The sequence below is a fragment of the Leptolyngbya sp. FACHB-541 genome, from assembly GCF_014695875.1.
Taxonomy (GTDB): domain Bacteria; phylum Cyanobacteriota; class Cyanobacteriia; order Elainellales; family Elainellaceae; genus JAAUTN01.
On record NZ_JACJPC010000072.1, the window covers coordinates 1 to 22,657 of the forward strand.

Sequence of the window (22,657 nt, forward strand, 5' to 3'; positions counted from 1 at the left end):
TGAGCTCTTCCTCACTCTCTTTAATCTCTAGCTTGTAAACTCCTGCCATATTCTACCGTTGAACCCTCTACAAGCTTTATACCATCTGTCGCCTTACTTTGGAGAATTGGTATAAAGCTGCTGAAGGGGCGATCGCCCCCGCCTTTCGTCCCGACTACTCTGTCATACCCAAAATTCTCTGAATAAACAAAATAAAATTGAGTGTCACAATTTTATAAATTAGAGTCTATGCTGTAACATTTGTTGGCTAAGACCCTTCGTTTGGAGCTACTCCGGTGCAGGTATCGACAGTCGCGCCAACTCAACCCCGAACCCTTCAGCTTGCTCAAAAGCGAATTCTGGTACTCGGTTCAGCGCTGCATACGCAGTCTGTTGATGCGTTTGCTTGGAATGATTTGCCAGGATACCTAAACGTGGGCGATTACGATGTCATCATCCTCAACCTGGTTTCATTTCTAGAGCAACAATCTAACTTTGGCATCCGAGCAGAACGGCTTCCCACCTGGCAGCAGATTGCTCGATTGTTGTTTAGCCCCAATAGTGAAGTCATTTGCATTGGGCTTCCGGGTGTGGATGCCAACAATAGTTTGTATCAATCTACGAGCTGGTGGTTGCCCGTCACTCCTGAGTTTGTGTTTAATTCTGGAGAGGTGATTCGCAATATCAAACCAGAGTTTGCCTACTATTTTGAGCATGTACGGCGCTGGTTTTTTTACGCTACGCCTTCATTCAAATCTCACTTTATGGGATTAGCAGGCTACCTGCGAGTGGTGCATCCCTGGGCAAATAATTTGCAGGTGGGTATGGGAGCGATCGCCCACACTCGCTTCAACCAGGCGATCGCCTTTAAGCTAATTTTTCGGGCAGGCTATGTCGATCGCAGTCGAGCGTTGCCAGCCCGTAGAGGAAAGGATGCTGGGGTGGAGCCGCTGCTCACCTCTGGGGTTGCGGTCTGGCTACCACCACCGACTGAGATTTCAGCCGACGAAGCAATTAGCCTGATTTTGCGCGAACGCTATCGACGAGCGGTAGACGTGGCTACGCCAGAGTGGGTAGCGACCTATCAACTGCCGCAACAGCAGGCGATCGCTGCCCAAGTAAACGAGCGTCAACAAGAAATTGAGCGGCTCCAGCAAGAAATCGCCTTAGCGCAAAAGCAGCTTGAAGCCACCACTAGCCTTAACCGATTGCTGTATGAGCAAAACCAGGAAGCACTGACGCTAATTGTGTGTGACGCCTTACGGGAACTAGGGGCGCAGGTGAGCGATGCCAAAATTGGGGCTGATAGCACTTCTAGTGGAGGCATCATGCACCTGACCGATCCGTCAGGTCGAGAAGGAATGTTACTAGTGAAAACCAGAGCAGGCGAATTGCCACTCAACGATTTGCGTCAGCTTGACCAATATGTGCGTGACCTGATGCTAAACCAAAATTGGCGCGGCAAAGGCATTCTGATCGCCAATACATACTACACTCAACCCCCTGAGCAAAGGAATGAACCTTTTCCCTCTAATTGCATTCGTGCGGCTCAGCAGTTGTTTGGTTATTGTCTGGTGACGACGACTCAGCTATTTCAAGCGATCGCCACTCACCAGCGTAAAGAACTCGACTCTCGCGAGTTTTGGAATGCCATCTTTGAAGTCAATGGGGTTTGCCCACTGCCAGAGCTTTCAGCGCAGGAAGTGTCCAAGTAATAGTTCCTTTTAGGAGAAAGGATTTGCCTCTGTCACCACTTCGGGTAAAGGAATGGATTCTGTCTCGTCAGGTACAGTCGCAAAGCGACCATCACGCCAGTCGGCTTTGGCTTGCTCAATTCGTTCAGGTCGGCTGGAAACAAAATTCCACCATTTGTAGCGATCGCCCAATGGTTCTCCTCCAATCACCACACATCGTGCATCAGCCGTAGAAGAAATGATTACTTCACTTCCTGGCTTTAAAATAGCGAGGTGATAGGGAGCCAACGGTTCATCATTCAGGCTAAGCCCTTCCGTCACACCATAAACTGCCCGTTCTGAGTAATCTGTGGGGATAGTAAAGTGAGCGTTGGCAGACAGGTTAACATCCAAGTAGAGGATAGGTGAAAAGACTTTCACAGGCGAGGTATAGCCGGATGCCTGTCCAGCAATGAGTTTTATCACTACGCCGTTTTCTTCCCAGGTGGGCATCACTTCAGCCGGATAGTGAGTAAACCCGGGCTCAGTTTCCTCGTGCTCAGCAGGCAAAGCAACCCAGGTTTGAATACCATGAATCGTGGCTTCGTTGTGACGATCTGCATCGGGCGATCGCTCTGAATGGACAATCCCAGTTCCTGCGGTCATCCAATTCACTGCACCTGGTTGAATCTCCTGCACTGTGCCCAAACTATCGCGGTGCATCAATGCTCCTTCAAACAAGTAAGTCACCGTTGCCAGATTGATGTGGGGATGCGGTCGCACATCAATTCCTTTACCCGCAGGTAATACAGACGGACCCAGCTGATCAAAAAAGATAAACGGACCAACCATTTGATGATTAGGATAAGGCAGACTGCGACGAGCAATAAAGCCGCCTAAGTCTTTAATTTCGGGTTCGACCAATTGAAGGATTGACATGGAAGTGAGGGAGTAAAGGTGCAAATAAAAATCATAACCATCATCCCACGGTTAGCAAAGCTGGGTTCATCATAGGGAAATCTCATAAACGTCATGCCTGCCACCTGACCAGACTTCTACCTAACTCTAGAGCCAGCAGTGAGTTCTATCATTTTGCTAGCTTGCATCCTTATCATTTGATCAGGATTTCAACCGCAATGAAGTAAATGAGTTCACTTCCTTAAGGAAAGTTGAAGAACTTTAGCGATCGCCATATCTCGACTTACTTTGCTAAGAAACACAGCTAGAGCCCAAGCTTGTACCTCGCCAGGGTTTTCCAGCACTGTAGTAATCAAAAATAACTTTTATCAGGTAAATCTATGAATTTTCGCAATAATGTTGTGCTGATGCTAGGCGCAGTAGGTCTGGCGATCGCGTTATCACCCTTTTCCCTAGCCTCTGAGCCCGAAAAGAATGTTTCACCACCTTTGGTTCAGCCTCCAGTTGAGCTTGTTCCTGCCAGGACATTAGCAACTTATCCAAGGGGATACTTTCTTGAAAATATTGTCATTGATGTAGGCGGCACGATCTACATCACAGAGAACAAAACGGGGCAAATTATTCGTCGCACCTTCAATGGTGAGGCAGATATCTTTAGCCAAGTAGACGTTGGGCTAGCTGGACTAGGTATAGATGTCAACGGAACCCTAATCGCGACAGGACATGCAGAAACAGGAGAGCAATATATTTTTGAGTTTGCAGAGGATGGCACCCTTGAGTATGAGTTAGCCGTTCCAGAAGCAGGCTTTTTAAATGGGTTAGCTTTGTTTCGTCCGGGAGTTTTCCTGATTGCCGACTCTACGTCCGGGACAATTTGGCAGTTTGACAGACAAACTCAACAGGTTGTGCCCTGGTTACGACATGATAGCCTTAACCCCAACCCTGATATGCCGGCAATTCCGGGTGCAAATGGCATTAAACTTTTTGAGGGTGCAGTTTATATCACCAATTCGGGTCAGGGAACAGTCACTCGCGTTCCGATTCAGGATGATGGTTCTCCGGGTGAACCAGAAGTGATTTTTTCAGGAATTGTGCTGGATGATTTTGCTTTTTCTACCACAGGGAACCTCTATGGCACGACCCACATTTTCAACTCAGTTGTAGTGCTGTCACCGGATGGCAACCACCGCACCATCGCCACAGCCGAGCAAGGCGTAACTGGAAGTACGGCACTAGCTTTTGGAGTGAATGAAAGCGATCGCCACAGCATCTATGTGGTTGGAGATGGGGGCATCTTTTCGGCAAGTTCAGAGGAAGATATTGTTGAACCAGAGTTGGTGCAATTGGACGTTGGCGAATTAGGCATTCCGCAAGAAGCTACGCTTGACTGGATGGGTCGCCCAAGGCATGTAGAAGCCATTGAAACTCAACTGGTTCAATGTACGACTGCCCCTAACACAGAGAATTTACGCACAACCATTGGACCCCGATATCTCCGCTATCTTGAACTGCATTTAGACCACATCAGCTATGCAGGACAGCTCTATGGCAATGGCAGAGCAAACACACCGAGCGATCGCCTATATTTTGTTCAGCAACAAGATCCTGAAGCAGCACTAGAACTGATCCAAAACTCACCCTACTATCGTGCAGGCGTATATTCCGAATGTACAGTTACTCCCTTCACTACATTACTAGGCAATACGCTAGATGGGGTTGCATGGCCTCAAAACGCCATTTATCCAAGAGAATGAGATTGCTTTCCTGCTAGACTCGTATGCTCTTGGAGTACAAGAACTTGCTGATCATCTTTTCCTCTTGTTAGTTCGGGAACCTACAATGGAGACAACTTTTGTCGCCTCAAGCTATCACATGTGAGACTGCGATCGCCACATCAGGAAAAGCCACTGGGCTAATCGTTCCTGAGGTTAGCGTTATCCTTTGCTCATATTCATCGCCCTTGGGAGAGCGAAATACAATCAGGCGATCGCCACGCAAATCAACGACCCAATACTCCAAAATATTTGATTGAGCATAAACTGTGGTTTTCACTTCCAGATCTTTAGTTAAGCTGGAGTTGGAGTATTCAATTAGCCAAAAGATGTTTTCAGGATAGGGGTGATGCGATGGATTTCGCTTTGCCAATCCATCCTACGTTTAATTAAGTCACCTACTTATCCTGCAAGATACTTCGTCACTGTCAGAACTAATTCACGATCCATTTACAGACTAGCTTGCCGTTTTCAACAATCCACTGTGCAGTTAAGTTGGGTTGTCTGGATGGGGTGTAGTGAGTTGAAATGGGTTTTGAGTGAAGGTCTGAAGTGCTGATGCGATCGGGGATAGCAACGTTGTCTGAAGTAGGTTGATGACGATAGTTTAGCTGCACAATTTGAACTCCTTGATTAGATATCTCAAACGAAGTGTAGAGAGTAACTTTTTTCGTTTGAAGCACCGAGATGTATTGGATGAACTCAGGTTCAAGAACTTTGGATATCCTTTAACCTGATATTTACTAAATTAATTGAGGTAGTTTCAAATGTCGGTATTGAAAAGTCAGGGAAGGTCAGATCATTCTAATTAGCGAGATTAGAAAATTAGTGCGTCCAATTTGCTATGTACTGCGTACTAAGGTTGTGTTTGCTTGCACAACTCAAAATGATCGCTAGAAGTCACAATTCGCATAGGATAGCTGTAGCCCCATCAAAGCCCACTTTCTTAATATGCGTCATGCATTCTGAGCAATCTGGTAGCCCAGAAGAATCTCTATCAGGTCAGACCGATGCAGAACTGTACCTGTCTTTGAAGGCAGGTCGTGCAGAGGCTCTTGGCGTTCTCTACGATCGCCATGCTGGACTCGTCTACGGGCTGGCGTTTAAGGTCTTGGGCAATCTTCAAGAGGCTGAGGATTTGACCCAGGATGTTTTTCTGAACCTGACTAGATCCACTTCTTATGAACCCCAGCGAGGGTCGCTGAGGACATTTTTAGCGATTTTGACGCGATCGCGAGCGATTGACCGGGTGCGATCGCGCAATACGACTCTTTCCTTTTTAGGACGTTGGAAATCTGGAAATCCACAAGAAACAGACTCTAATACTCCATTGGAATATGTCTTTCAGGGTGAGCGATCGGAAGAAGTCCGCATGGCGCTGGCGCAGTTATCGGAGAGCCAGCAGCAAATTCTCAAGATGGCTTACTACGATGGATTTAGCCAGTCAGAGATTGCTGAGCGCCTGGAAATTCCTTTAGGAACCGTCAAGGCTAGAGCGCGGCGAGGACTGCTTAAATTGCGTCAATCTCTCACAACTTACATGGAATAGTCACAGCTATGGCGAGGTCGATGCCTTCAGAATATTCAGAACACTTACAGTTAATGATCGCAGGCTATGTCTTGGGCGATCTCGATGCAGATGAGGCGATGGAATTTGAGCAGCTTTTAGCGAATGACCCCGCGATCGCTGCCGAGGTAGCACAGATGCAAAGTACCTTGGAGACAGCTTATGCGCCAGTCGAAGTGCAACCTCCGCCCCATTTGCGCTCGGCAATTATGGCTGCACAGGCTACCGGGATGAATCCCCAGCGTAGACCCAGCACCACTGTGGCAAAACCGGTGAGACGATTTCCCTGGAATCCAGCACTGGGTGCAGCGGCAGCTATGGTGATTGTCGCTTTGGGAATCAACAATTATCAGTTGCGGCAAGCGCTCCAGGCAAGCCAAGCCGAAATGCCGTCCGAAACACTCACCTATGTGCTGCAAACGGAAACAGTTGAGGATGCTTCAGCAATGGTTGTGGTCAATCCAGACACCCTGGAAGCAACCTTGACCGTCAGGAACCTGCCGCCTTTGCCTGCCGGAAAGGTGTATGTGTTGTGGACAGTGCTAGAGCAAGGGGCACCATTCACAGTGGATGCGAAGTCAGCAATTTTAACAGAGGTATTAAACGTCGATGCTCAAGGTAATGCCTCTCAGACTATTACGGTACCTAGAGTCTATCGTTCTGAAGAACTGGTTTCAAAGGTTGCTATCACGGTAGAAGATGCAACAGCGCCTCAAAGACATGAGGGCGCACCGGTGATGATCACCAGTCTTTGAGGGTGTATGACTCTTGCTGACGAATGCCTTACAGATATTCCACAAATGCTTCCGGTACGAGTCTCAATTCTCCTGTTTTGAAGCGATCGCTCTTTACCCACAGTGCTTGATGAGCGTGAGTTCCTTCGTAGAAGGTGACTGACTCTAGCTGATAAAACCTTGGTTCAACAAAATCACAGCGATAAACTTGAATCACCTCATGTCCAGCTTTTCCATCATAAATAAACAGATTTTCTACACAGCCCAGATAGGTAATATTCGTTAACTCTGCTTGAAGTTCTTCCTGAAATTCTCGTTTCAGTGCATCTAGACTGGTTTCGCCAAAGTCTATACCACCACCCAATGCTCGGTAAAAGGTTTTCTGCTTGACGGGATCATATCCTTCCGAGACGAAGACGCGATCGCCATCCTGAATCAACCCTAAAGTGATCACCCGAATCCGACCTGGCTTATTCATTAATTAAACTCATCCATTTAACCATGTAGGTTGGTAACCCTGTTGTAGGTTGGGTGCAGCAAAGCGAAACCCAACAGAACCTCAGCCAAGATCCCAGCAAGTATTGGACTTCACTTTGTTCTACCCAACCGACATCTAATTGTTATCCGCAAATGACGATCGCTTGGTAGCAGGAATGGGCCAATCTGAATTTTCACCCCCAACAATCAAACGCTCAACGGTGACATAGTCTTTGCTAAATTGGTTGAGCGTATTGATCAGGATATCCAGGGCGATCGCATCAGAAGTCCCCAGGTCAAACCAGCAGCGGGCCCAGTTACCCTGATATTCAAACTCGGCCATGTTGTGCATCAGTGACATCATGCTGTTGTCAGCTACATCCCCGTCATAGTCCATGTAGCTGATGTCCAGACCCGTATCCTGTACCTGAAGATTCTCAGCATTAAAGCCGCCCAGCTTACCCAGGAAAAACCAGGAGTTAAACACTTCCTCAATATATTGCTGCTCCGCTGTCGAAGGAACTGTACTAAATTCCAGCCAAATCCATACATCGAACGGATCGTATTCGCGAAATTCTACTTTCATAGCTCTTACCAGGAGAAACAGGGAGACTGCCTGTCAGTTTATCGTAGAGCGAATGGGGAGGGATGGGGAATAGGGGAGTGAAAGAGTAAGGGAATTACTCGCTTCCCACTTCTACCTCTTGGATGCTGCCTGATGGACATAGACTTTGTACTATGGCTGTGACGCAAGTGGACAGTGCATTACTGGTATTGAACGTATGCAAATTCAAACTCCAAACTGGGTTAAGCACGCTGTTTTCTATCAAATTTTCCCCGATCGCTTTGCCAAAGGACTTCAGCCTTTGCGACGAGTGCTGGAAACCGTTCCGTTTGAAGTTTGGGAAGCAGAACCGACCCTACAAGGATACAAAGGTGGTGATTTATGGGGCGTGATTGAGCGGTTAGATTATTTGCAAGACTTGGGAGTTAATGCAGTTTACTTCACCCCAATTTTTCAGTCGGCTAGTAATCACCGTTATCATACGCACGATTATTACCAGGTTGATCCGCTGTTGGGAGGTAACTTGGCGCTCAAAACTTTGCTCCAAAAAGCTCATGAGCGCGACATTAAAGTAGTTTTGGATGGTGTGTTTAATCATGCCAGTCGAGGCTTTTTCTTCTTTAATGACATTCTGGAGAATGGGCCCTATTCACCCTGGCTGGACTGGTTCAAGATACAGGGTTGGCCGCTGGCTCCCTACGATGGCGATCGCCCCGCTAACTATGAAGGCTGGGTTGGCAACCGAGCGCTGCCCGTGTTTAACCATGACAATCCAGCCGTCAAGGAATACATCATGGAGATTGCGGAATTCTGGCTTAAATTTGGCGTTGATGGCTGGCGCTTGGATGTGCCGTTTGAGATTAAGACTCCAGGCTTTTGGCAAGAATTTCGCGATCGCGTCAAAGCCGTTAATCCTGAAGCTTACATTGTGGGTGAAGTGTGGGAGGATTCACGCCAGTGGCTCGACGGGACTCAGTTTGATGGCGTGATGAACTATCTGTTTACTGGCCCGACCATTGCGTTTGCAGCAGGCGATCGCGTTCAGCGGCAATATGTTGAATCGCCCAACTATCACCCCTACCCAGCACTGGATGCGGCTGGCTATGCGGCTAAGATTCAGGATTTGCTTAAGCTTTATCCTTGGGAGATTCAACTCACTCAGCTTAACCTGCTAGCCAGTCACGACACGGCTCGGCTGATGACGATTGCAGGCGGCGATGTCGATAGCGTGAAGCTCTCAACGCTGCTGCTGCTCACCTTCCCAGGGGCACCCAGCATTTACTATGGCGATGAGGTGGGCTTGGCAGGCGGCATTGATCCCGATTCTCGCCGCAGCTTTCCCCCAGAAGCAAATTGGGATCTAGACTTGCTCAAGCACCATCGGGAATTGGTCGCCCTGCGCCATCGCTATCCTGCCTTGCGAACCGGTTCTTATCAGGTCTTGCTCACCGAAGGAATGGTGTATGCCTTTGTGCGATCGCTGGTTAACGAGTCCATAATCGTTGCGGTTAACACCGGAACAACTCCTGCGGAAGTTAATTTGGCGATCGCTGAAACTAACCTATCCCCGGACCAGCTTCGAGTACTTCATGGAAACGCCGAAACCAACCGATCAGAGCAAGGGATTGCTTTAAGGATTGCTGGTCGCAGTGGCTGTGTGCTGGGGGTTGGGGATTAGGAATTAGGGAAGAACTCGTTCCAAGGTCTTTGCCTGGAAATGCAAAGTGGAGGCTCTGTCTATTGAAAACGAGTGGCAGAGCCTCCTGAACGGCATTCAAGGTAAAACTTGGAAGTAATGAGCAAAGCAGACAGCCTCTCATCCCTCATCCCTGATTCCTCTCTCCTGTTGCTGGTAAGCCAAATAAACGGCTTCCAAAAACTCATCTGAAGTGAGTCCAGCAGGAATGGTTTCAAGGTTAATCAAGTTTCTGGCTTGTCGGGCTAACTGTAAACTCAACTCACTTTTGGCGTTGTGCTCCATAAAGTTTCGCCTTTGAAGATATTCTCGAATCACGGCAAAATCATCCGGCAACAGTTTTGATAGGTCAGTGATTTGAGGTAATTCGGCGGCCAGTTTTTCTGCCTCTTGAGAAACAGCGATCGCTGCCTTCACTACTGGACGAACTTCCTGTACCACCAGCGTTCCTGCAACCCAATCCCCTATTCGCTTTTCCTTTTGCCCCAATAGGATCAGGAAAGCACCAATAAAAAGGATGTCATCAATCGGACGCAACAGAGCACGCAGTGCTGCCTGAGATAAACCTACAGGTCTGCCATCATCCCGAATGACGCGAATTTTAGCGAACCGTTTGCCGATGGTTTGTCCCTGCCAGGTCACCTCAAAGAAGACAAAATAGCCAGTGGCGATCACAAAAGTGATAAGGATGGCGATCGCCAGTAGCCAAATGGGTAAATCCGCATAATTTGATCCCAAGGTATCCAAGTAACCGAGCAGTTGCCCTGCAATCAATGCTAAAAGCAGCCACAAAGCAATCAGCGTAAAAGCGACAATATGATAGTCAATCAGCAATGCCAAAGCTCTGCTGCCGATTCCTGCTAGGGTAAACTCCAGTTCTACACTTTCTGGAGTTAAGAGTGTGATTCGATTAAAAAGTCGCATGGTGTGTAGTCCTGAGTAGGCAATTTCTAGACTTTAACGGATTAGACAGCCTGCATGAATCACGTTTTGAAGCGTGAATGGTAGCGTAACTCTGCCGCACTACCGTTCACGCAGAAGGTCTATTACAAATCGCGTAACTTTAACCCTAACCCTTCTCTGCGGCTGCGCAAATCGCTGTAAATTACTGCTTTGATAGATTGCCAGAGAGGTAACACTAACACACCTGCAACTAACCCTAAAATATAGCTAGTCGAAAAGGATAACAGCGCAAAAGTGGGAGACTCTCGTGGAAATGAGGCAGCTAGGATTGAGTCAAATGTGCTAACTAATATCTGAGCTAGAGCCTGCAGAGGAATCGTAATCAAAAACGCAATAAAAAGAATTAGAGCAATTCGCCAAGCACTTTTGTGAGTTAAATTCCAACTGCGTCCAAGGGATTGTGTAGCGTTCGAGCCGCTTTCGACTGCAAGTGGTAAATCGGCAACCGCCAGTCGAGAACTAAGCCAGACGAACACAAACACGATCGCTAGTACCAGGAGTAAGGTAAACAAGCCAGTGAGGATCAGTGGTCCTGGATTGCTGGCAAGAGCGAATGGATCAGGGTTGGTGAGTAGACTGAATGCTCCAGTTGCAGCCAAGACGATGAGTAGTGCAATCACTGCCACAAAGTACACCCCTAAGTACATTAGCAACAGCAAAAAGTTAATATTCCAAAAGCTCCACATGCGAGAGTCGACATATCTTTTTGCACTTTCCACGCTTTCAGGCTGGTTAACTAAGGTGGTGAAGGCGAGGCGGGCGATCGCTCCTGCTCCAGCAAAATATTTAGCCGAACAATAGATCGTCAAGACTATCCAAGCTGGAATCACTAATCCTAAAGTGCCGTAATATGCTTGAACTGCGGTGTAAAACAAGATAATTGGAATAATCAACAAAAAGGGCAATAGTGCCCACAGCGTTGCGATTAGAGAAATGCCAATGTATTGCTGAAAGTGAGTTCGGTAAAGCTGAATTCCGGCACTGACCACATTACCGACGTCGAGCGGTTGCACCAGATTTTGAGGATTGGGGTTAGCAGTCATAAACAATCTACCCGTAATTTTAATAATGTCGTATGTAGAAGTGAAGGCGGAAGTTGACGCTATCCTAAGCTACGCTGAGACAAGCCTCCAACAGTAGTAAAAAAATATGAACATTCAGCGTTGGATTGCCCGCCGAGAAAAAAGCTGGAAACAGCTAGATGCCTTGCTTAACCAGGTTGAGAAGCGCGGGCTAAAGACGCTTGAGGCACATCAAATTCGAGAGTTAGCCAGCCTCTATCGTTCAGTATCAGCAGACTTGGCGCGGGCCCGCAGCCAAAACGTCGGACAGTTGCTGCTGCAAGATTTACAGAGTTTGGCATCCCGTAGCTATGCTCAAATCTATCAGGGGTCACGACGGCAGGAATGGCAGTCCATTTTAGAGTTTTATCGCTGGGGGTTTCCGGCTGCGGTGCAGCGATCGGCGGGTTACATTGCGCTGGCGGCGGCTTTGGCTATTTTTGCAGGGTTAGTCAGCTGGTGGCTGGCGTGGCAAGACTCAACTTTTCTATCGCTGATTGTGCCGCAGGATTTGATTGTACAGGTGCGCGATCGCCAGGAACTTTGGATGGGTTCCATTGTTGGAATTGAGCCGTTTGCCTCAACCAATATTCTGATCAATAACATCCAAGTTTCTTTTATGGCTCTGGCAGGCGGAATCACGGCTGGACTGCTGACCACCTACATTTTGCTGCTGAATGGAGCGCTGATTGGGGCGATCGCTGCTCTAGTAGGGCAAAACAATTTGGCTTATCCATTTTGGGCATTTGTTTTTCCACACGGTTCTCTAGAAATTCCCGCCATCTTTTTAGCAGCCGCAGCAGGACTTCTGCTTGCCAGAGCCATCCTATTTCCAGGACAGTATCGTCGAGTTGATGCACTAAAGCTCTACGCTCAGCAATCGGCTGAGTTGATTTTTGGTGTGGTGCCGATGCTGGTGATTGCCGGGTTCATTGAAGGCTTTTTCTCACCCAATCCTGGAGTTCCCGATTTACTGAAATACATTGTGGGGACTGGGCTGTTTATTGGGTTAATGGTCTATCTCAGGCAACAAAACCCTGTAAGGGCAAAGCATTCGGCAGGCGACTTGGGAAAATAGCGGAGGTAATTGTCCGAATGCTTTGCCCCTACTGTTGCTGCAACACTTGATGGATTGTTCTCACCAATTCCCTGGCAGTGTAAGGTTTGGGCAAAAATGCCTGAATGTTGGAGTTTACGGGTTCGGGGATTTGAGTGTTAGACAAAAGTCCGCTGACTGCAATAATTTTCACCTGCGGATCGATCTTTTTAAGTGTGCGAATCGCTGTCATGCCGTCCATTGAGGGCATCATCATATCAATCAACACCAGATTAATTTCATCTTTGCGCTGAACATATTGGGCGATCGCCTCAATCCCATCAGAAGCGGTTAACACTCGATAATTGTGGCTTTCCAACGAAGCTTGATTCACCTCTCGAATAGCAGCCTCATCATCCACGACTAAAATTAACTCACCTTCACCAGACACAGGTTCATCTTCCTGGACAGACAGTGTCTCAACATCCTGCACCGCAGGAATATAGATCTTAAACTGGGTGCCACTGTCAACCGAACTTAAGACCTCCACAAAACCGCCGTGACTTTTGACAATGCCAAGCACCGTAGAAAGTCCTAAACCTGTTCCTTTACCTAACTCTTTTGTAGTGAAAAAGGGTTCAAAGATTCGATCCAGTGCTTCTGGAGGAATGCCCATTCCCGTATCTGCGACTGAAACCATCACGTATGCACCAATCTGAGCATCTAGGTTCATTCGCGTATAGTTTTCATCAATCCACAGATTTGTTGCACTCAGGCTCAGCATTCCCCCGTCCGTCATCGCATCCCGAGCATTCACACAGAGATTCATCAGTACCTGGTGGAGTTGCGTTGCATCTCCAGACACTAGCCACAAATCGTTCGGTAAATCTAAATGAACCTCAACCGATTTGGGAAAAGTTTCTTGAACGATCTGCCGAATTTCTGATATCAAATGTCGGATTTGCAGCACCGTTCGCTTGCCTTCTACACCTCGTGCAAAAGAGAGAACCTGCTTAATTAAAGTTGCACCCCGTTTGGCGCTGTTTTGAATGTTTTCTAACAGCTGCTGGCGTTTGTTCTCCTGAATTTTGGAGTGCATTAGCAACAGTTGTGCTGACGCCAAGATCGGAGTTAGCTCATTGTTCAGATCGTGGGCAATGCCGCTGGCCAAGGTGCCAATACTCTCCATCCGCTGGGCTCGGAGAAACTGCGCTTCAAGCTGTTTTTTCTCGGTGATATCGGTGTTGACCACTAAAACGGCTCTAGGTTGCCCAGACTGGTCACGCATCAATGTCCAGCGGCTTTCAACCATGATTGGCTTGCCGGTTTGAGTCACTTGCTGTAACTCACCTTGCCATTCCCCAGTTTCAACAACGGTTTTGAAGGCAGTAGTGAGTTGAGGTGTGGTGACTGGATTGAGTAACTCGATCGCATTTTGCTCTAGAATTTCTTCTGCTTTCCAGCCATAGAGCCGTTCTGCGCCTTTGCTCCAAAACAGAATTTGATGGCTTAAGTCACGGACAAAAATCCCATCTGTGGCGACATCGAGCAGAGCAGCTTGTTCACAAATTTTTTGTTCTGCCTGTTTTTGCTCAGTTACATCAGTTTGGAATCCAACGAAGTAGAGCAGTTCACCCGTTTCTGATAAAACTGGAGAAATTTTTAGCTCATTCCAAAAGGGTTGTCCGTCTTTGCGGTAGTTCAGCAGTGTGGTTTTAATTTCTTGCTGTTGAAGAATTGCCTGCCTGAGCTGAGCAACTGTTTGAGCGTCGGTGTCTGCGCCCTGCAAAAAGCGGCAGTTGCGCCCGATGATTTCCTCTGACTCGTATCCTGTGATTCGAGAGAAGGCAGGATTCGCGTAAATAATTGGGTTATCGGGCTGGTTGGGATCGGTGATTAGAATGCCTTCTGAGGTAGCAGCCACAACGCGCGCCAGACGCAGGTTTTCGACTGCTATGTCTCGCATCGCAGCCTCACTGCGTTTACGTTCGGCGATCGCCGCTTGCTGTGCTGCCCAGGTTTGGTGATCGCGCTGCACCCGTTCCCAATAGTTCACAAAGAAGTCAGCCAGTGCAGGCTCACCTTCCGTTAAATCTTTAAAGTAGTTCTGGACTCGTCGATCAGCCTCATAAACCACGTTTGGATTAGACTCCATCCAAATATGGCAGGTTTTAATATAAGCAATAAAAAGAGTTAGATATTGATAGAGGGTCGCTCCCAACAATCGGCGTAGCTCAGTGCGACAACACTCAGCCCGATCATGTTGCAGGGCAATAAAAATTGCGCAGGTTAGGATGCTAGCTTCCAGTCCAGAATTTGGCTCCGGAAACTCTAATAGAGCAGATTGTTTTGCCAAAAAGTCTAAATGCTGGTCAACTTCGGTTTCGATGGGGGGAGAAGACTCCAGCAATTCTAGAATTTGGCACGACTCCATCCCCAATTCAAAAAGGGAACAGCTGTGGCAGATCATGCAGTACGGAACCGCACAAAAGCGAGACAAATAAGCAGAAAGTTTTTCCTTAAATAAGGCAGGCAGTGGATTGTTGACATAAAGCTGAAGAGTCTGATGCCACAAATTTTCTAGCACCAGAGGGTTCTGCATCGCTGGTGCAAAGAAAGGCGGAACAAATCCAAACCGCTGCTGAATTTCTGCCTGAATTTTCTCGCTGTAGTGAGTTTCATTGAACATGCGATGCTGAAGCAAGGGGTTGGGCCTCGCCGCTATCTCGTGAGGCTGGGTTGTTTTCATTCGCTTGTGTTGGAAAAACTTGTGTTTAGAAGCAGTCGAAATTGCTATTAGAAATTGTCAGAACTTAATAGCAATTGCTCTCCCGATTGAGAATTTTGTAGATGGGGCAAAACTGTCAAACTCAGGAGACTAACAAAACCAGGTAGAACAGATACTATTGCGAATCGAATGAATCAAAGGAGCACTGGGCGAACTGACCGCTGACTGTTTCTACGTCTGTTTTGGATGCAGCCTGTAGGAAGGGTCAGAAACGGTGAGTCAAACTGTAGGGAAAGGGCGATCGCTCAATCACCAGACGAGTGGCACAAGAAAAATGGAAGAGAAGTGGCACACGGTGAGTGAGATGCTTAGATTCATCTCATGCAGCCATCTTTTGATGGAGAAGTGAATAGAACTTATCTGTCTTTCTCTATCCATAGTAGTAGATTCGCCTTAGGAACTATACAAACCAACTCCTTTTGTAAATATCCTTAAAATTTGGACGCTCTTCGCAATATCTTTTTCTTATGAAGCTGCAAATAGGGACCTTCAAGCACGTCGATTTCATTCTCAGTTAGGAAGCCCGCTTCGCTAGTTCTTATGTTTATGCTGGAGCAGGAATATTTCTCACGCCTAGTGTAAATTAGCGGTTGCAATATGGTCGGAGCGAACGGAACTGAGACAGCGGGCGAGTTTCAAAAGAATAGTCTGGGTTGGCAACTTCAGCAGGTGCAGCAACGGGTTGAAGAATTCATCGAGCGATTGCTGTTTGGCAATGACCCAAATCGAAAACCAGCGTTTGATTGGTCATTGCCTGACTGGTTGCTAGAAGGGCTATTTTGGATGCTCGTGATTGCTCTAGTCGGTTGGGCTGGCTGGCAGCTTTATAAATTGCTCAATCCTTACCTTTTTCCTGCTGGGCGACTGCGGCGATCGCCTGCTCCATCAACAAACTCTCAACCTCAAGCATTAACCATCTCAGAGTGGTTGGGGCGATCGCGCACTGCCCAGCAGCAAGGAGACTACCGCGAAGCCTGTCGCTGTCTCTACATGGCAATGCTGCAAAACTTGAATGACAAAGAACTGATCCCGCAGCAGTTGAGCCGCACCGATGGCGAATATCTGCATTTGGTGCAGACGCTCAACCCACCTCAGCCCTATCAAACGCTGATTCGCACCCATGAGCAATTCTGCTTTAGTGATGCAGCAATCTCATCCGACACATTTGAGCGCTGCTGGCAGGCTTACCAGGAGATTCAGCCATGATCAAGAAATATCGGCTGTGGTTGGGCGTTGTGCTGGTTCTGATCGTGATCACTCTGGTTTTTGCTCCCCGCACTAGCCGCCTGATGCAAGGCTCAACCTACAGTCGATCGCCCGATGGCTATGGAGCCTGGTATGCCTATATGCAAGAGCGGGGCACTCCCGTGCAGCGTTGGCAAAGACCGCTTGAGGAATTGCTTAAGCCGCGTCAGCCTGGAACCGACAATCCTGATATGGTGCCGATTCGTTTTCCCACGGTTGATGATCTGGGAATGGATGGCACACTAGCGCAATCAGCACCGGCTACCTCAATGACATTGGTGCAAGTCAGCAGTGGATTGCCTTTGAATCTGTTTGACTGGGATTGGATCGCTCAAGGCAATGTATTGGTGCTGTTAGGCGTAAGGGGAACGGTTACAGCGGCTCCGTTTAGCTCGATGCTGGAAAGTTCGGCAGGTGGTGTCAAAGTTGAGACGAGCCGCCGTTCGCTGCAAACCCAATCTTTTTCCGCACCTGGGATGGAGGAGTGGGAATTTGAGGATTTGCTGAGAGATGCCCACGGAGCCGTCGTCTGGCAAGAAACAGTGGGACGGGGGCGCATCATTCTTTCTATTTCGTCCCATCTTGCTGCCAATGCCTACCAGGATGAGCCAGGAAATTTTGAGTTTTTGGCGCAACTGCTAACGGAAATCGGCAATCCGATTTGGGTGGACGAATATTCTCACGGCTACAAAGACGAAGCGGCGATCGCCCAGGAAAATTCAGAAAACATCCTCCTCTATCTGGCAAAAACACCGCTAATGCTGATCGCTGTGCAGGCAGGGATCATACTGCTGGCATTGATTTTGGGTCATCGGCGGCTGGGACCAGCGATCGCCCTGGAAACTCCCCCTGTAGACAACAGCAAAGCTTACATTCAAGCAATGTCAGGCGTTTTACAAAAAGTCAACTCCAGCAAGTTTGTGGTAGAAATGGTCGGCAAGGCAGAGCAACTGAATGTGCAGCGATCGCTCGGCTTGGGCAACGATTTACTGGAGCCAAAGGTCGTTGCTGCTGCCTGGACCCAGCAAACCGGACGACCCGCCGCCGAGTTAGCAGAAATCTTCGATTTAGCTGATAATCATGCTCAGATCAGCGAACGGGAGTTGCTAGTTTGGTTGGATAAAGTGAGGACAATGCGTCGTCACCTACCCAATTCAGTTATTTAATTCAGTTATTTAGATCAATTATTCAAATTAGAATCCAGCTTGTGAACGACTCCAACACGACCTTTATTCGTCTCGGTAAAGCCCTCAGCCAAATTGTGGTGGGTCAGCCCAATCTGGTTCAAGAACTAATGGTTGCGCTCCTATCAGGTGGGCATGTGATTTTGGAAGGCGTACCCGGTACAGGCAAAACACTGCTTGTTCGGGCGCTGGCGCGACTGGTAAAGGCAGATTTCCGGCGAATTCAACTTACGCCTGACGTGCTGCCCTCTGATATCCTGGGTACCAACATCTTTGACCTGAATACGCGTAACTTCACGCTAAAGCAAGGGCCCGTTTTCACCGAAATTCTGCTGGCAGATGAGATTAACCGCACTCCGCCCAAAACTCAGGCAGCCCTGCTAGAAGCAATGGAAGAACAGCAGGTGACGCTCGACGGGCAAAGCCTGCCCCTGCCAGATCTGTTTTGGGTGATCGCGACGCAAAACCCGCTGGAGTTTGAAGGCACCTACCCCTTGCCCGAAGCGCAACTCGATCGCTTCTTGTTTAAGTTAATCGTGGACTACCCGGAGCCAAAAGCCGAAAAGCAAATGCTGCTCAATGCCCAGGCGGGACTACAAACCAAGCGGCTCGACTTGGTAGAGCTAAAGCCCCTGGCAACGGTGGCAGACGTATTAGCGGCACGTCAGGCAATTCGCTCGATCCAAGTCGCTGAGAATTTGCTGGACTACTTGCTGGGACTGGTACACCGCACCCGCAAACATCCCGACTTGGCGTTGGGCGCGTCTCCCCGTTCCGCAGTAGCGTGGCTTCAGGCAAGCAAAGCAAGGGCCTGGCTGTCGGGTAGAGACTACGTCACGCCCGATGATGTGAAGGCGATCGCCTCTCCCCTACTGCGTCACCGTCTGATCCTGCGTCCCGAAGCCCAACTTGACGGACTCCAGTTGGATGGCGTGGTGTCTTCTTTGCTGAATCAGGTGGCCGTGCCGCGATGATCCCTGCTCCTCGCGTTTACCAATTGCTCTTGCTTGGAACTGGGGTAGGGCTGGGTCTAGCTGCTTTTGGCAGTGGCAATACCCGTCCTGCTTTGCTACTGGTTGCGTTAGGGCTCACCCTGACCTGGGATGTTCTCGTTCTGGGGCTGGCTTTTTGGGACAGTCGGCAGGTTAAATCTAGTCCGGTGAAAGTCTCCCGTGAGTCACTTCAGCGGCTCTCAATTGGGCAGGAGAATCCAGTTCGGCTAACGGTGAAATCGAGCGATCGCCCCGCTACCTTGCAAATCCGTGACTTTTACCCACCAGAATTTACTGCCACTCCACCGCTACTGGAACTGACGCTACCGCCCGACCGCGAGGAAGAACTCACCTACACCGTTTTTCCGGCAAAGCGAGGCGAATATCTGTTTGGCAATATCCAGGTGCGGCAGCTCGGAGCCTGGGGACTGGCATGGCACAGTTGGCGCATTCCTCAACCGCAAACGGTAGCCGTTTATCCCGATTTGTTGGGGTTGCGATCGCTCTCCCTGCGCTTGTCCCTGCAAAACAGCGGCAACATTCGTCGAGCAAAACGGTTGGGCATGGGCACCGAGTTTGCGGAGTTGCGAGAATACAGCACAGGCGATGATCCCCGCCTAATTGACTGGAAAGCGACTGCTCGTCGAAGTCGGCTGCTGCTGCGCGTATTGGAACCAGAGCAAGAACAAACGCTGATGATCTTGCTTGACCGGGGACGCCTGATGACGGCTCAGGTGAAGGGATTGGCTCGATTTGACTGGGGGCTGAACGCAGCTCTTTCACTAGCATTAGCGGGATTGAATCGAGGCGATCGCGTCGGTATCGGCGTATTCGATCGGCAGATGCAGGTCTGGGTGCCCCCGGAACGCGGACAAACCCAACTCACCAAACTCATCGAACGCCTCACGCCCATTCACCCTGTGTTGCTAGAACCCGACTATCTTGGAGCCATCACCCACATCACCAGTCAGCACACTCGCCGCGCCCTGGTCGTTTTAATCACCGATCTGGTAGACAAAACCGCATCATCAGAACTGCTGCTTTCGATGGGTCGCTTAGCTCCCCGCTATCTGCCCTTCTGCGTCACCCTGCGCGATCCCCAAATTGACATGCAGGCTCACACGCTAACTCAGAACATTCCCAGCACCTACGCTCGTGCTGTTGCTCTAGATCTATTGGCACAGCGTCAGGTAGCACTAGCAACTCTCAAGCAAAGAGGTGTGTTAATTCTGGATGCACCTGCCAATCAGATTACGGAACAACTGGTCGATCGCTATCTGCAACTAAAGGCCCGGAGTCAACTGTAGTAAGTATTGGAGAAGGGCGATCGCATACTTAAGAACTTCTAAACGCTAACCAGAGTTCCCCTAATTGGCTCCAAAATCTACTAGAGTGAAGTTTGGAATACGGCATTTGCGGCTGAAACAGGTCGAATCCGTATAGGCGAAACGATTGGCTCTGCTGTTGCAAGTTGACCGTGAGCCAAAATTGCTTTGAATGCTTGCCCTAAACTGTTAAATCTGAACCGCTAATTGAGGTTGTCGCATGTCATCGATCCGCGAACTGCATCGCCAACTAACCCATAAGGAACGTTCTGCTGTCGAAATTACGCAGGAAGCTCTAGAGCGCATCCAGGCACTAGAGCCAAAACTGCACAGTTTTTTGCATGTGACGGCAGACCACGCACTAGAGCAGGCGCGAAAGGTAGATGCCAAAATTGCAGCGGGTGAGGAAATTTCACCACTGGCTGGAATCCCGATTGGCATCAAAGACAACCTGTGTACGCGAGGCATTCCGACAACCTGCGCCTCTCGGATTTTAGAGAATTTTGTGCCGCCTTACGAATCTGCTGTCACTGAAAAGCTAACGGCAGCAGGGGCAGTGATGGTCGGTAAGACGAACCTGGATGAGTTTGCGATGGGTAGCTCTACCGAAAACTCGGCGTTTCAAGTGACGGCGAATCCCTGGGATCTGGAGCGGGTACCGGGTGGTTCCTCGGGTGGCTCGGCGGCAGCGGTCGCAGGCGGGGAATGTGTGGTAGCGCTGGGGTCTGACACGGGTGGCTCGATTCGCCAACCTGCATCGTTGTGCGGCATTGTGGGGATGAAGCCAACTTATGGGCTGGTGTCGCGCTATGGGCTGGTTGCCTATGCGTCTTCGCTGGACCAGATTGGCCCGTTTGGTCGGTCGGTGGAAGATGCAGCGATTTTGCTAGGGGCGATCGCCGGTCATGATCCCAGAGATGCAACCAGCCTCAAGGTGCCGATTCCTGACTATGCCAGTGCGCTGAAGCCTGACTTAAAGCCCAGACGCAAGCTTAAAATCGGTGTAATCCAAGAAACCTTTGGGCAAGGCTTAGATCCAACAGTCGAGGCGACGGTCACAAAAGCAGTAGAACAGTTGCAATCGCTGGGGGCAGAAATTCAGGTTGTTTCTTGTCCGCAGTTTCGCTATGGTTTGCCAACCTACTACATCATTGCGCCTTCAGAAGCGTCGGCAAATTTGGCACGATATGACGGCGTAAAGTATGGCTTCCGTACAAAAGATCCAGATAACTTGCTGTCGATGTATACCGAGACTCGCGCTCAGGGCTTTGGGGCAGAGGTAAAGCGACGAATTATGATTGGCACATACACGCTTTCAGCAGGCTATTACGATGCTTATTACCTGAAGGCACAAAAGGTGCGGACGCTGATCAAACAAGACTTTGAGCAGGCGTTTGAGAAGGTAGATATTCTGGTTTGTCCCACTAGTCCCACTACCGCATTTAAGGCTGGTGATAAGACATCTGACCCGTTGAGCATGTACCTAACTGACCTGATGACGATTCCGGTTAATCTGGCAGGGTTGCCCGCCATTAGCTTACCTTGTGGATTTGACGATCAGGGTTTGCCGATTGGGCTGCAACTGATTGGCAATGTCCTCCGTGAAGACCTGCTGCTGGAGGTTGCTTATTGCTATGAGCAATCGACTTCCTGGCATCAGCGATCGCCCCAACTCTAAAAATCGCATTTTCAGCCAGAACGCTTTAGATTAGAGAAGTTTACAATCTAGACCTTAAACCCCAAGCCATTACGTATCGGGATTATGGTTAAAGCACTGTCGCCGTTCCTGAAGGTTTTTCTGGCTGTGGCGAGTCTTGTGGCGATCGCCTACACCGCAACTTGTGTTTATTTATTCATGCGACAAACGCGCATGATCTTTTTTCCGTCGCCCTACATTCAGACGACACCGACAGAGTTTAACCTGCCCTATGAGGAGGTTTGGATTCCGGTTGCTGAAGGTGGAGATCAAACCGAGAAAATTCATGGCTGGTGGATTCCGGCACAGTCAGAGCGGGTTTTGCTTTATTTGCATGGAAATGGGTCTAATATTGGCGCGAATGTGGTTCAGGCAAGTCGGTTTCACCAGTTGGGCTTTTCGGTGTTGCTGATTGACTATCGCGGTTATGGCAAGAGTGAGGGCGATTTTCCAACGGAGGCTTCTGTTTATACAGATGCTCAAGCTGCCTGGGATCATCTGATTCAGCAAGGAATTTCATCGGATCAAATTTTTATCTATGGGCATTCGTTGGGGGGAGCGATCGCCATCAACTTAGCAACTCAAAATCCAACTGCGGCTGGGCTGATTGTGCAAAGCTCGTTTACCTCAATGCGCGAGATGGCAACCTATGCCAAAAATCTGGAGATTTTTCCGCTGGCTCTGTTGCTGACGCAGCGGTTTGATTCTTTGCAGAAGCTCCAGGCAAATGGGGCATCGGGGGAAAAGCCATTGCAAATGCCTGTGCTGTTTATTCATGGATCTGCTGATACTCAGGTGCCTTCTGTGATGAGTGAGGCGCTGTATGCGGCTGCACCGGAACCGAAGCAAATATGGCTGGTACCAGAGGCGGGACACAATAATGTGGCGGATGTGGCAGGGGCAGAATACCTTCGGGTGGTGCGACAATTTGTTGAACGGGCAAGTGTAGCCAGTCTGCAATCTCAAGATCGGCAAAAATAATACCA

General features: G+C 49.0%; 21 protein-coding genes. 13 read left to right on the top strand and 8 right to left on the bottom strand.

Annotated elements, in window-relative coordinates; translation table 11 throughout:
* Positions 1-275 precede the first annotated feature (275 nt).
* Complete coding sequence (locus H6G00_RS15920) at positions 276-1,694, top strand: hypothetical protein (RefSeq protein ID WP_190797504.1); 1,419 nt, start codon at positions 276-278, stop codon at positions 1,692-1,694.
* Positions 1,695-1,703: 9 nt separating this feature from the next.
* Here H6G00_RS15920 and H6G00_RS15925 read toward each other — a convergent pair whose 3' ends face one another.
* Positions 1,704-2,591, bottom strand: coding sequence for a pirin family protein (locus H6G00_RS15925; protein ID WP_190797505.1), 888 nt, complete (start codon positions 2,589-2,591; stop codon positions 1,704-1,706).
* A 359-nt stretch (positions 2,592-2,950) separates the two neighbouring features.
* On the opposite strand from H6G00_RS15925, the gene H6G00_RS15930 reads away from it, so the two are divergent.
* Positions 2,951-4,324, top strand: coding sequence for a hypothetical protein (locus H6G00_RS15930; protein ID WP_190797506.1), 1,374 nt, complete (start codon positions 2,951-2,953; stop codon positions 4,322-4,324).
* Between the two features lie 106 nt (positions 4,325-4,430).
* On the opposite strand, the gene H6G00_RS15935 is transcribed toward H6G00_RS15930, so the two are convergent.
* Positions 4,431-4,715, bottom strand: coding sequence for a Uma2 family endonuclease (locus H6G00_RS15935; protein WP_190797507.1), 285 nt, complete (start codon positions 4,713-4,715; stop codon positions 4,431-4,433).
* A gap of 61 nt (positions 4,716-4,776) precedes the next feature.
* Positions 4,777-4,959 carry a hypothetical protein gene (locus H6G00_RS15940; protein WP_190797508.1) on the bottom strand — a complete coding sequence of 61 codons (183 nt, stop codon included), beginning with the start codon at positions 4,957-4,959 and terminating at the stop codon, positions 4,777-4,779.
* Positions 4,960-5,300: 341 nt separating this feature from the next.
* Between H6G00_RS15940 and H6G00_RS15945 the strand changes: the two genes are divergently transcribed.
* The gene (locus tag H6G00_RS15945) at positions 5,301-5,891 is read left to right on the top strand and encodes a sigma-70 family RNA polymerase sigma factor (protein WP_190797509.1); all 591 of its coding nucleotides are present in this window, start codon (positions 5,301-5,303) and stop codon (positions 5,889-5,891) included.
* A gap of 8 nt (positions 5,892-5,899) precedes the next feature.
* The gene (locus tag H6G00_RS15950; protein WP_190797510.1) at positions 5,900-6,664 is read left to right on the top strand and encodes an anti-sigma factor; all 765 of its coding nucleotides are present in this window, start codon (positions 5,900-5,902) and stop codon (positions 6,662-6,664) included.
* Between the two features lie 28 nt (positions 6,665-6,692).
* On the opposite strand, the gene H6G00_RS15955 is transcribed toward H6G00_RS15950, so the two are convergent.
* Together H6G00_RS15955 and H6G00_RS15960 are read right to left on the bottom strand one after the other, a co-directional pair.
* On the bottom strand, positions 6,693-7,121 hold the full coding sequence (locus H6G00_RS15955; protein WP_190797511.1) for an NUDIX hydrolase: 429 nt from the start codon (positions 7,119-7,121) through the stop codon (positions 6,693-6,695).
* Between the two features lie 135 nt (positions 7,122-7,256).
* Positions 7,257-7,706: a DUF3531 family protein gene (locus tag H6G00_RS15960; RefSeq protein WP_190643532.1), complete on the bottom strand. Its 450-nt coding sequence runs from the start codon at positions 7,704-7,706 to the stop codon at positions 7,257-7,259.
* 196 nt (positions 7,707-7,902) lie between these two features.
* Between H6G00_RS15960 and H6G00_RS15965 the strand changes: the two genes are divergently transcribed.
* Positions 7,903-9,363 carry a glycoside hydrolase family 13 protein gene (locus H6G00_RS15965; RefSeq protein ID WP_190680381.1) on the top strand — a complete coding sequence of 487 codons (1,461 nt, stop codon included), beginning with the start codon at positions 7,903-7,905 and terminating at the stop codon, positions 9,361-9,363.
* 138 nt (positions 9,364-9,501) lie between these two features.
* On the opposite strand, the gene H6G00_RS15970 is transcribed toward H6G00_RS15965, so the two are convergent.
* Both H6G00_RS15970 and H6G00_RS15975 read right to left on the bottom strand, forming a co-directional pair.
* Positions 9,502-10,305, bottom strand: a complete 804-nt coding sequence (locus tag H6G00_RS15970; protein ID WP_190680380.1) for an RDD family protein — start codon at positions 10,303-10,305, stop codon at positions 9,502-9,504.
* Positions 10,306-10,427: 122 nt separating this feature from the next.
* Complete coding sequence (locus H6G00_RS15975) at positions 10,428-11,387, bottom strand: glycerophosphoryl diester phosphodiesterase membrane domain-containing protein (protein WP_190797512.1); 960 nt, start codon at positions 11,385-11,387, stop codon at positions 10,428-10,430.
* A 106-nt stretch (positions 11,388-11,493) separates the two neighbouring features.
* Between H6G00_RS15975 and H6G00_RS15980 the strand changes: the two genes are divergently transcribed.
* The gene (locus H6G00_RS15980) at positions 11,494-12,483 is read left to right on the top strand and encodes a stage II sporulation protein M (protein WP_190797513.1); all 990 of its coding nucleotides are present in this window, start codon (positions 11,494-11,496) and stop codon (positions 12,481-12,483) included.
* Positions 12,484-12,511: 28 nt separating this feature from the next.
* On the opposite strand, the gene H6G00_RS15985 is transcribed toward H6G00_RS15980, so the two are convergent.
* Complete coding sequence (locus tag H6G00_RS15985; protein WP_242042302.1) at positions 12,512-15,190, bottom strand: PAS domain S-box protein; 2,679 nt, start codon at positions 15,188-15,190, stop codon at positions 12,512-12,514.
* Positions 15,191-15,443: 253 nt separating this feature from the next.
* On the opposite strand from H6G00_RS15985, the gene H6G00_RS36140 reads away from it, so the two are divergent.
* The 7 genes from H6G00_RS36140 (at position 15,444) to H6G00_RS16015 (ending at position 22,652) form a co-directional block, all read left to right on the top strand.
* Positions 15,444-15,578, top strand: coding sequence for a hypothetical protein (locus H6G00_RS36140; RefSeq protein ID WP_277881894.1), 135 nt, complete (start codon positions 15,444-15,446; stop codon positions 15,576-15,578).
* Positions 15,579-15,826: 248 nt separating this feature from the next.
* On the top strand, positions 15,827-16,435 hold the full coding sequence (locus H6G00_RS15990; protein ID WP_190797514.1) for a DUF4129 domain-containing protein: 609 nt from the start codon (positions 15,827-15,829) through the stop codon (positions 16,433-16,435).
* Positions 16,432-17,640 (top strand): DUF4350 domain-containing protein, encoded by a 1,209-nt coding sequence (locus H6G00_RS15995; protein WP_190643538.1) that lies wholly within the window; start codon positions 16,432-16,434, stop codon positions 17,638-17,640. Before H6G00_RS15990 ends, H6G00_RS15995 begins: the two co-directional genes overlap by 4 nt.
* A 41-nt stretch (positions 17,641-17,681) precedes the next feature.
* Positions 17,682-18,632, top strand: a complete 951-nt coding sequence (locus H6G00_RS16000; RefSeq protein WP_190643539.1) for an AAA family ATPase — start codon at positions 17,682-17,684, stop codon at positions 18,630-18,632.
* The gene (locus H6G00_RS16005) at positions 18,629-19,957 is read left to right on the top strand and encodes a DUF58 domain-containing protein (RefSeq protein WP_190797515.1); all 1,329 of its coding nucleotides are present in this window, start codon (positions 18,629-18,631) and stop codon (positions 19,955-19,957) included. The genes H6G00_RS16000 and H6G00_RS16005 overlap by 4 nt, the downstream gene beginning before the upstream one ends.
* A gap of 238 nt (positions 19,958-20,195) precedes the next feature.
* Positions 20,196-21,653 carry an Asp-tRNA(Asn)/Glu-tRNA(Gln) amidotransferase subunit GatA gene (gene gatA, locus H6G00_RS16010; RefSeq protein ID WP_190797516.1) on the top strand — a complete coding sequence of 486 codons (1,458 nt, stop codon included), beginning with the start codon at positions 20,196-20,198 and terminating at the stop codon, positions 21,651-21,653.
* 84 nt (positions 21,654-21,737) lie between these two features.
* Complete coding sequence (locus tag H6G00_RS16015) at positions 21,738-22,652, top strand: alpha/beta fold hydrolase (protein WP_190797517.1); 915 nt, start codon at positions 21,738-21,740, stop codon at positions 22,650-22,652.
* Positions 22,653-22,657: the final 5 nt, after the last annotated feature.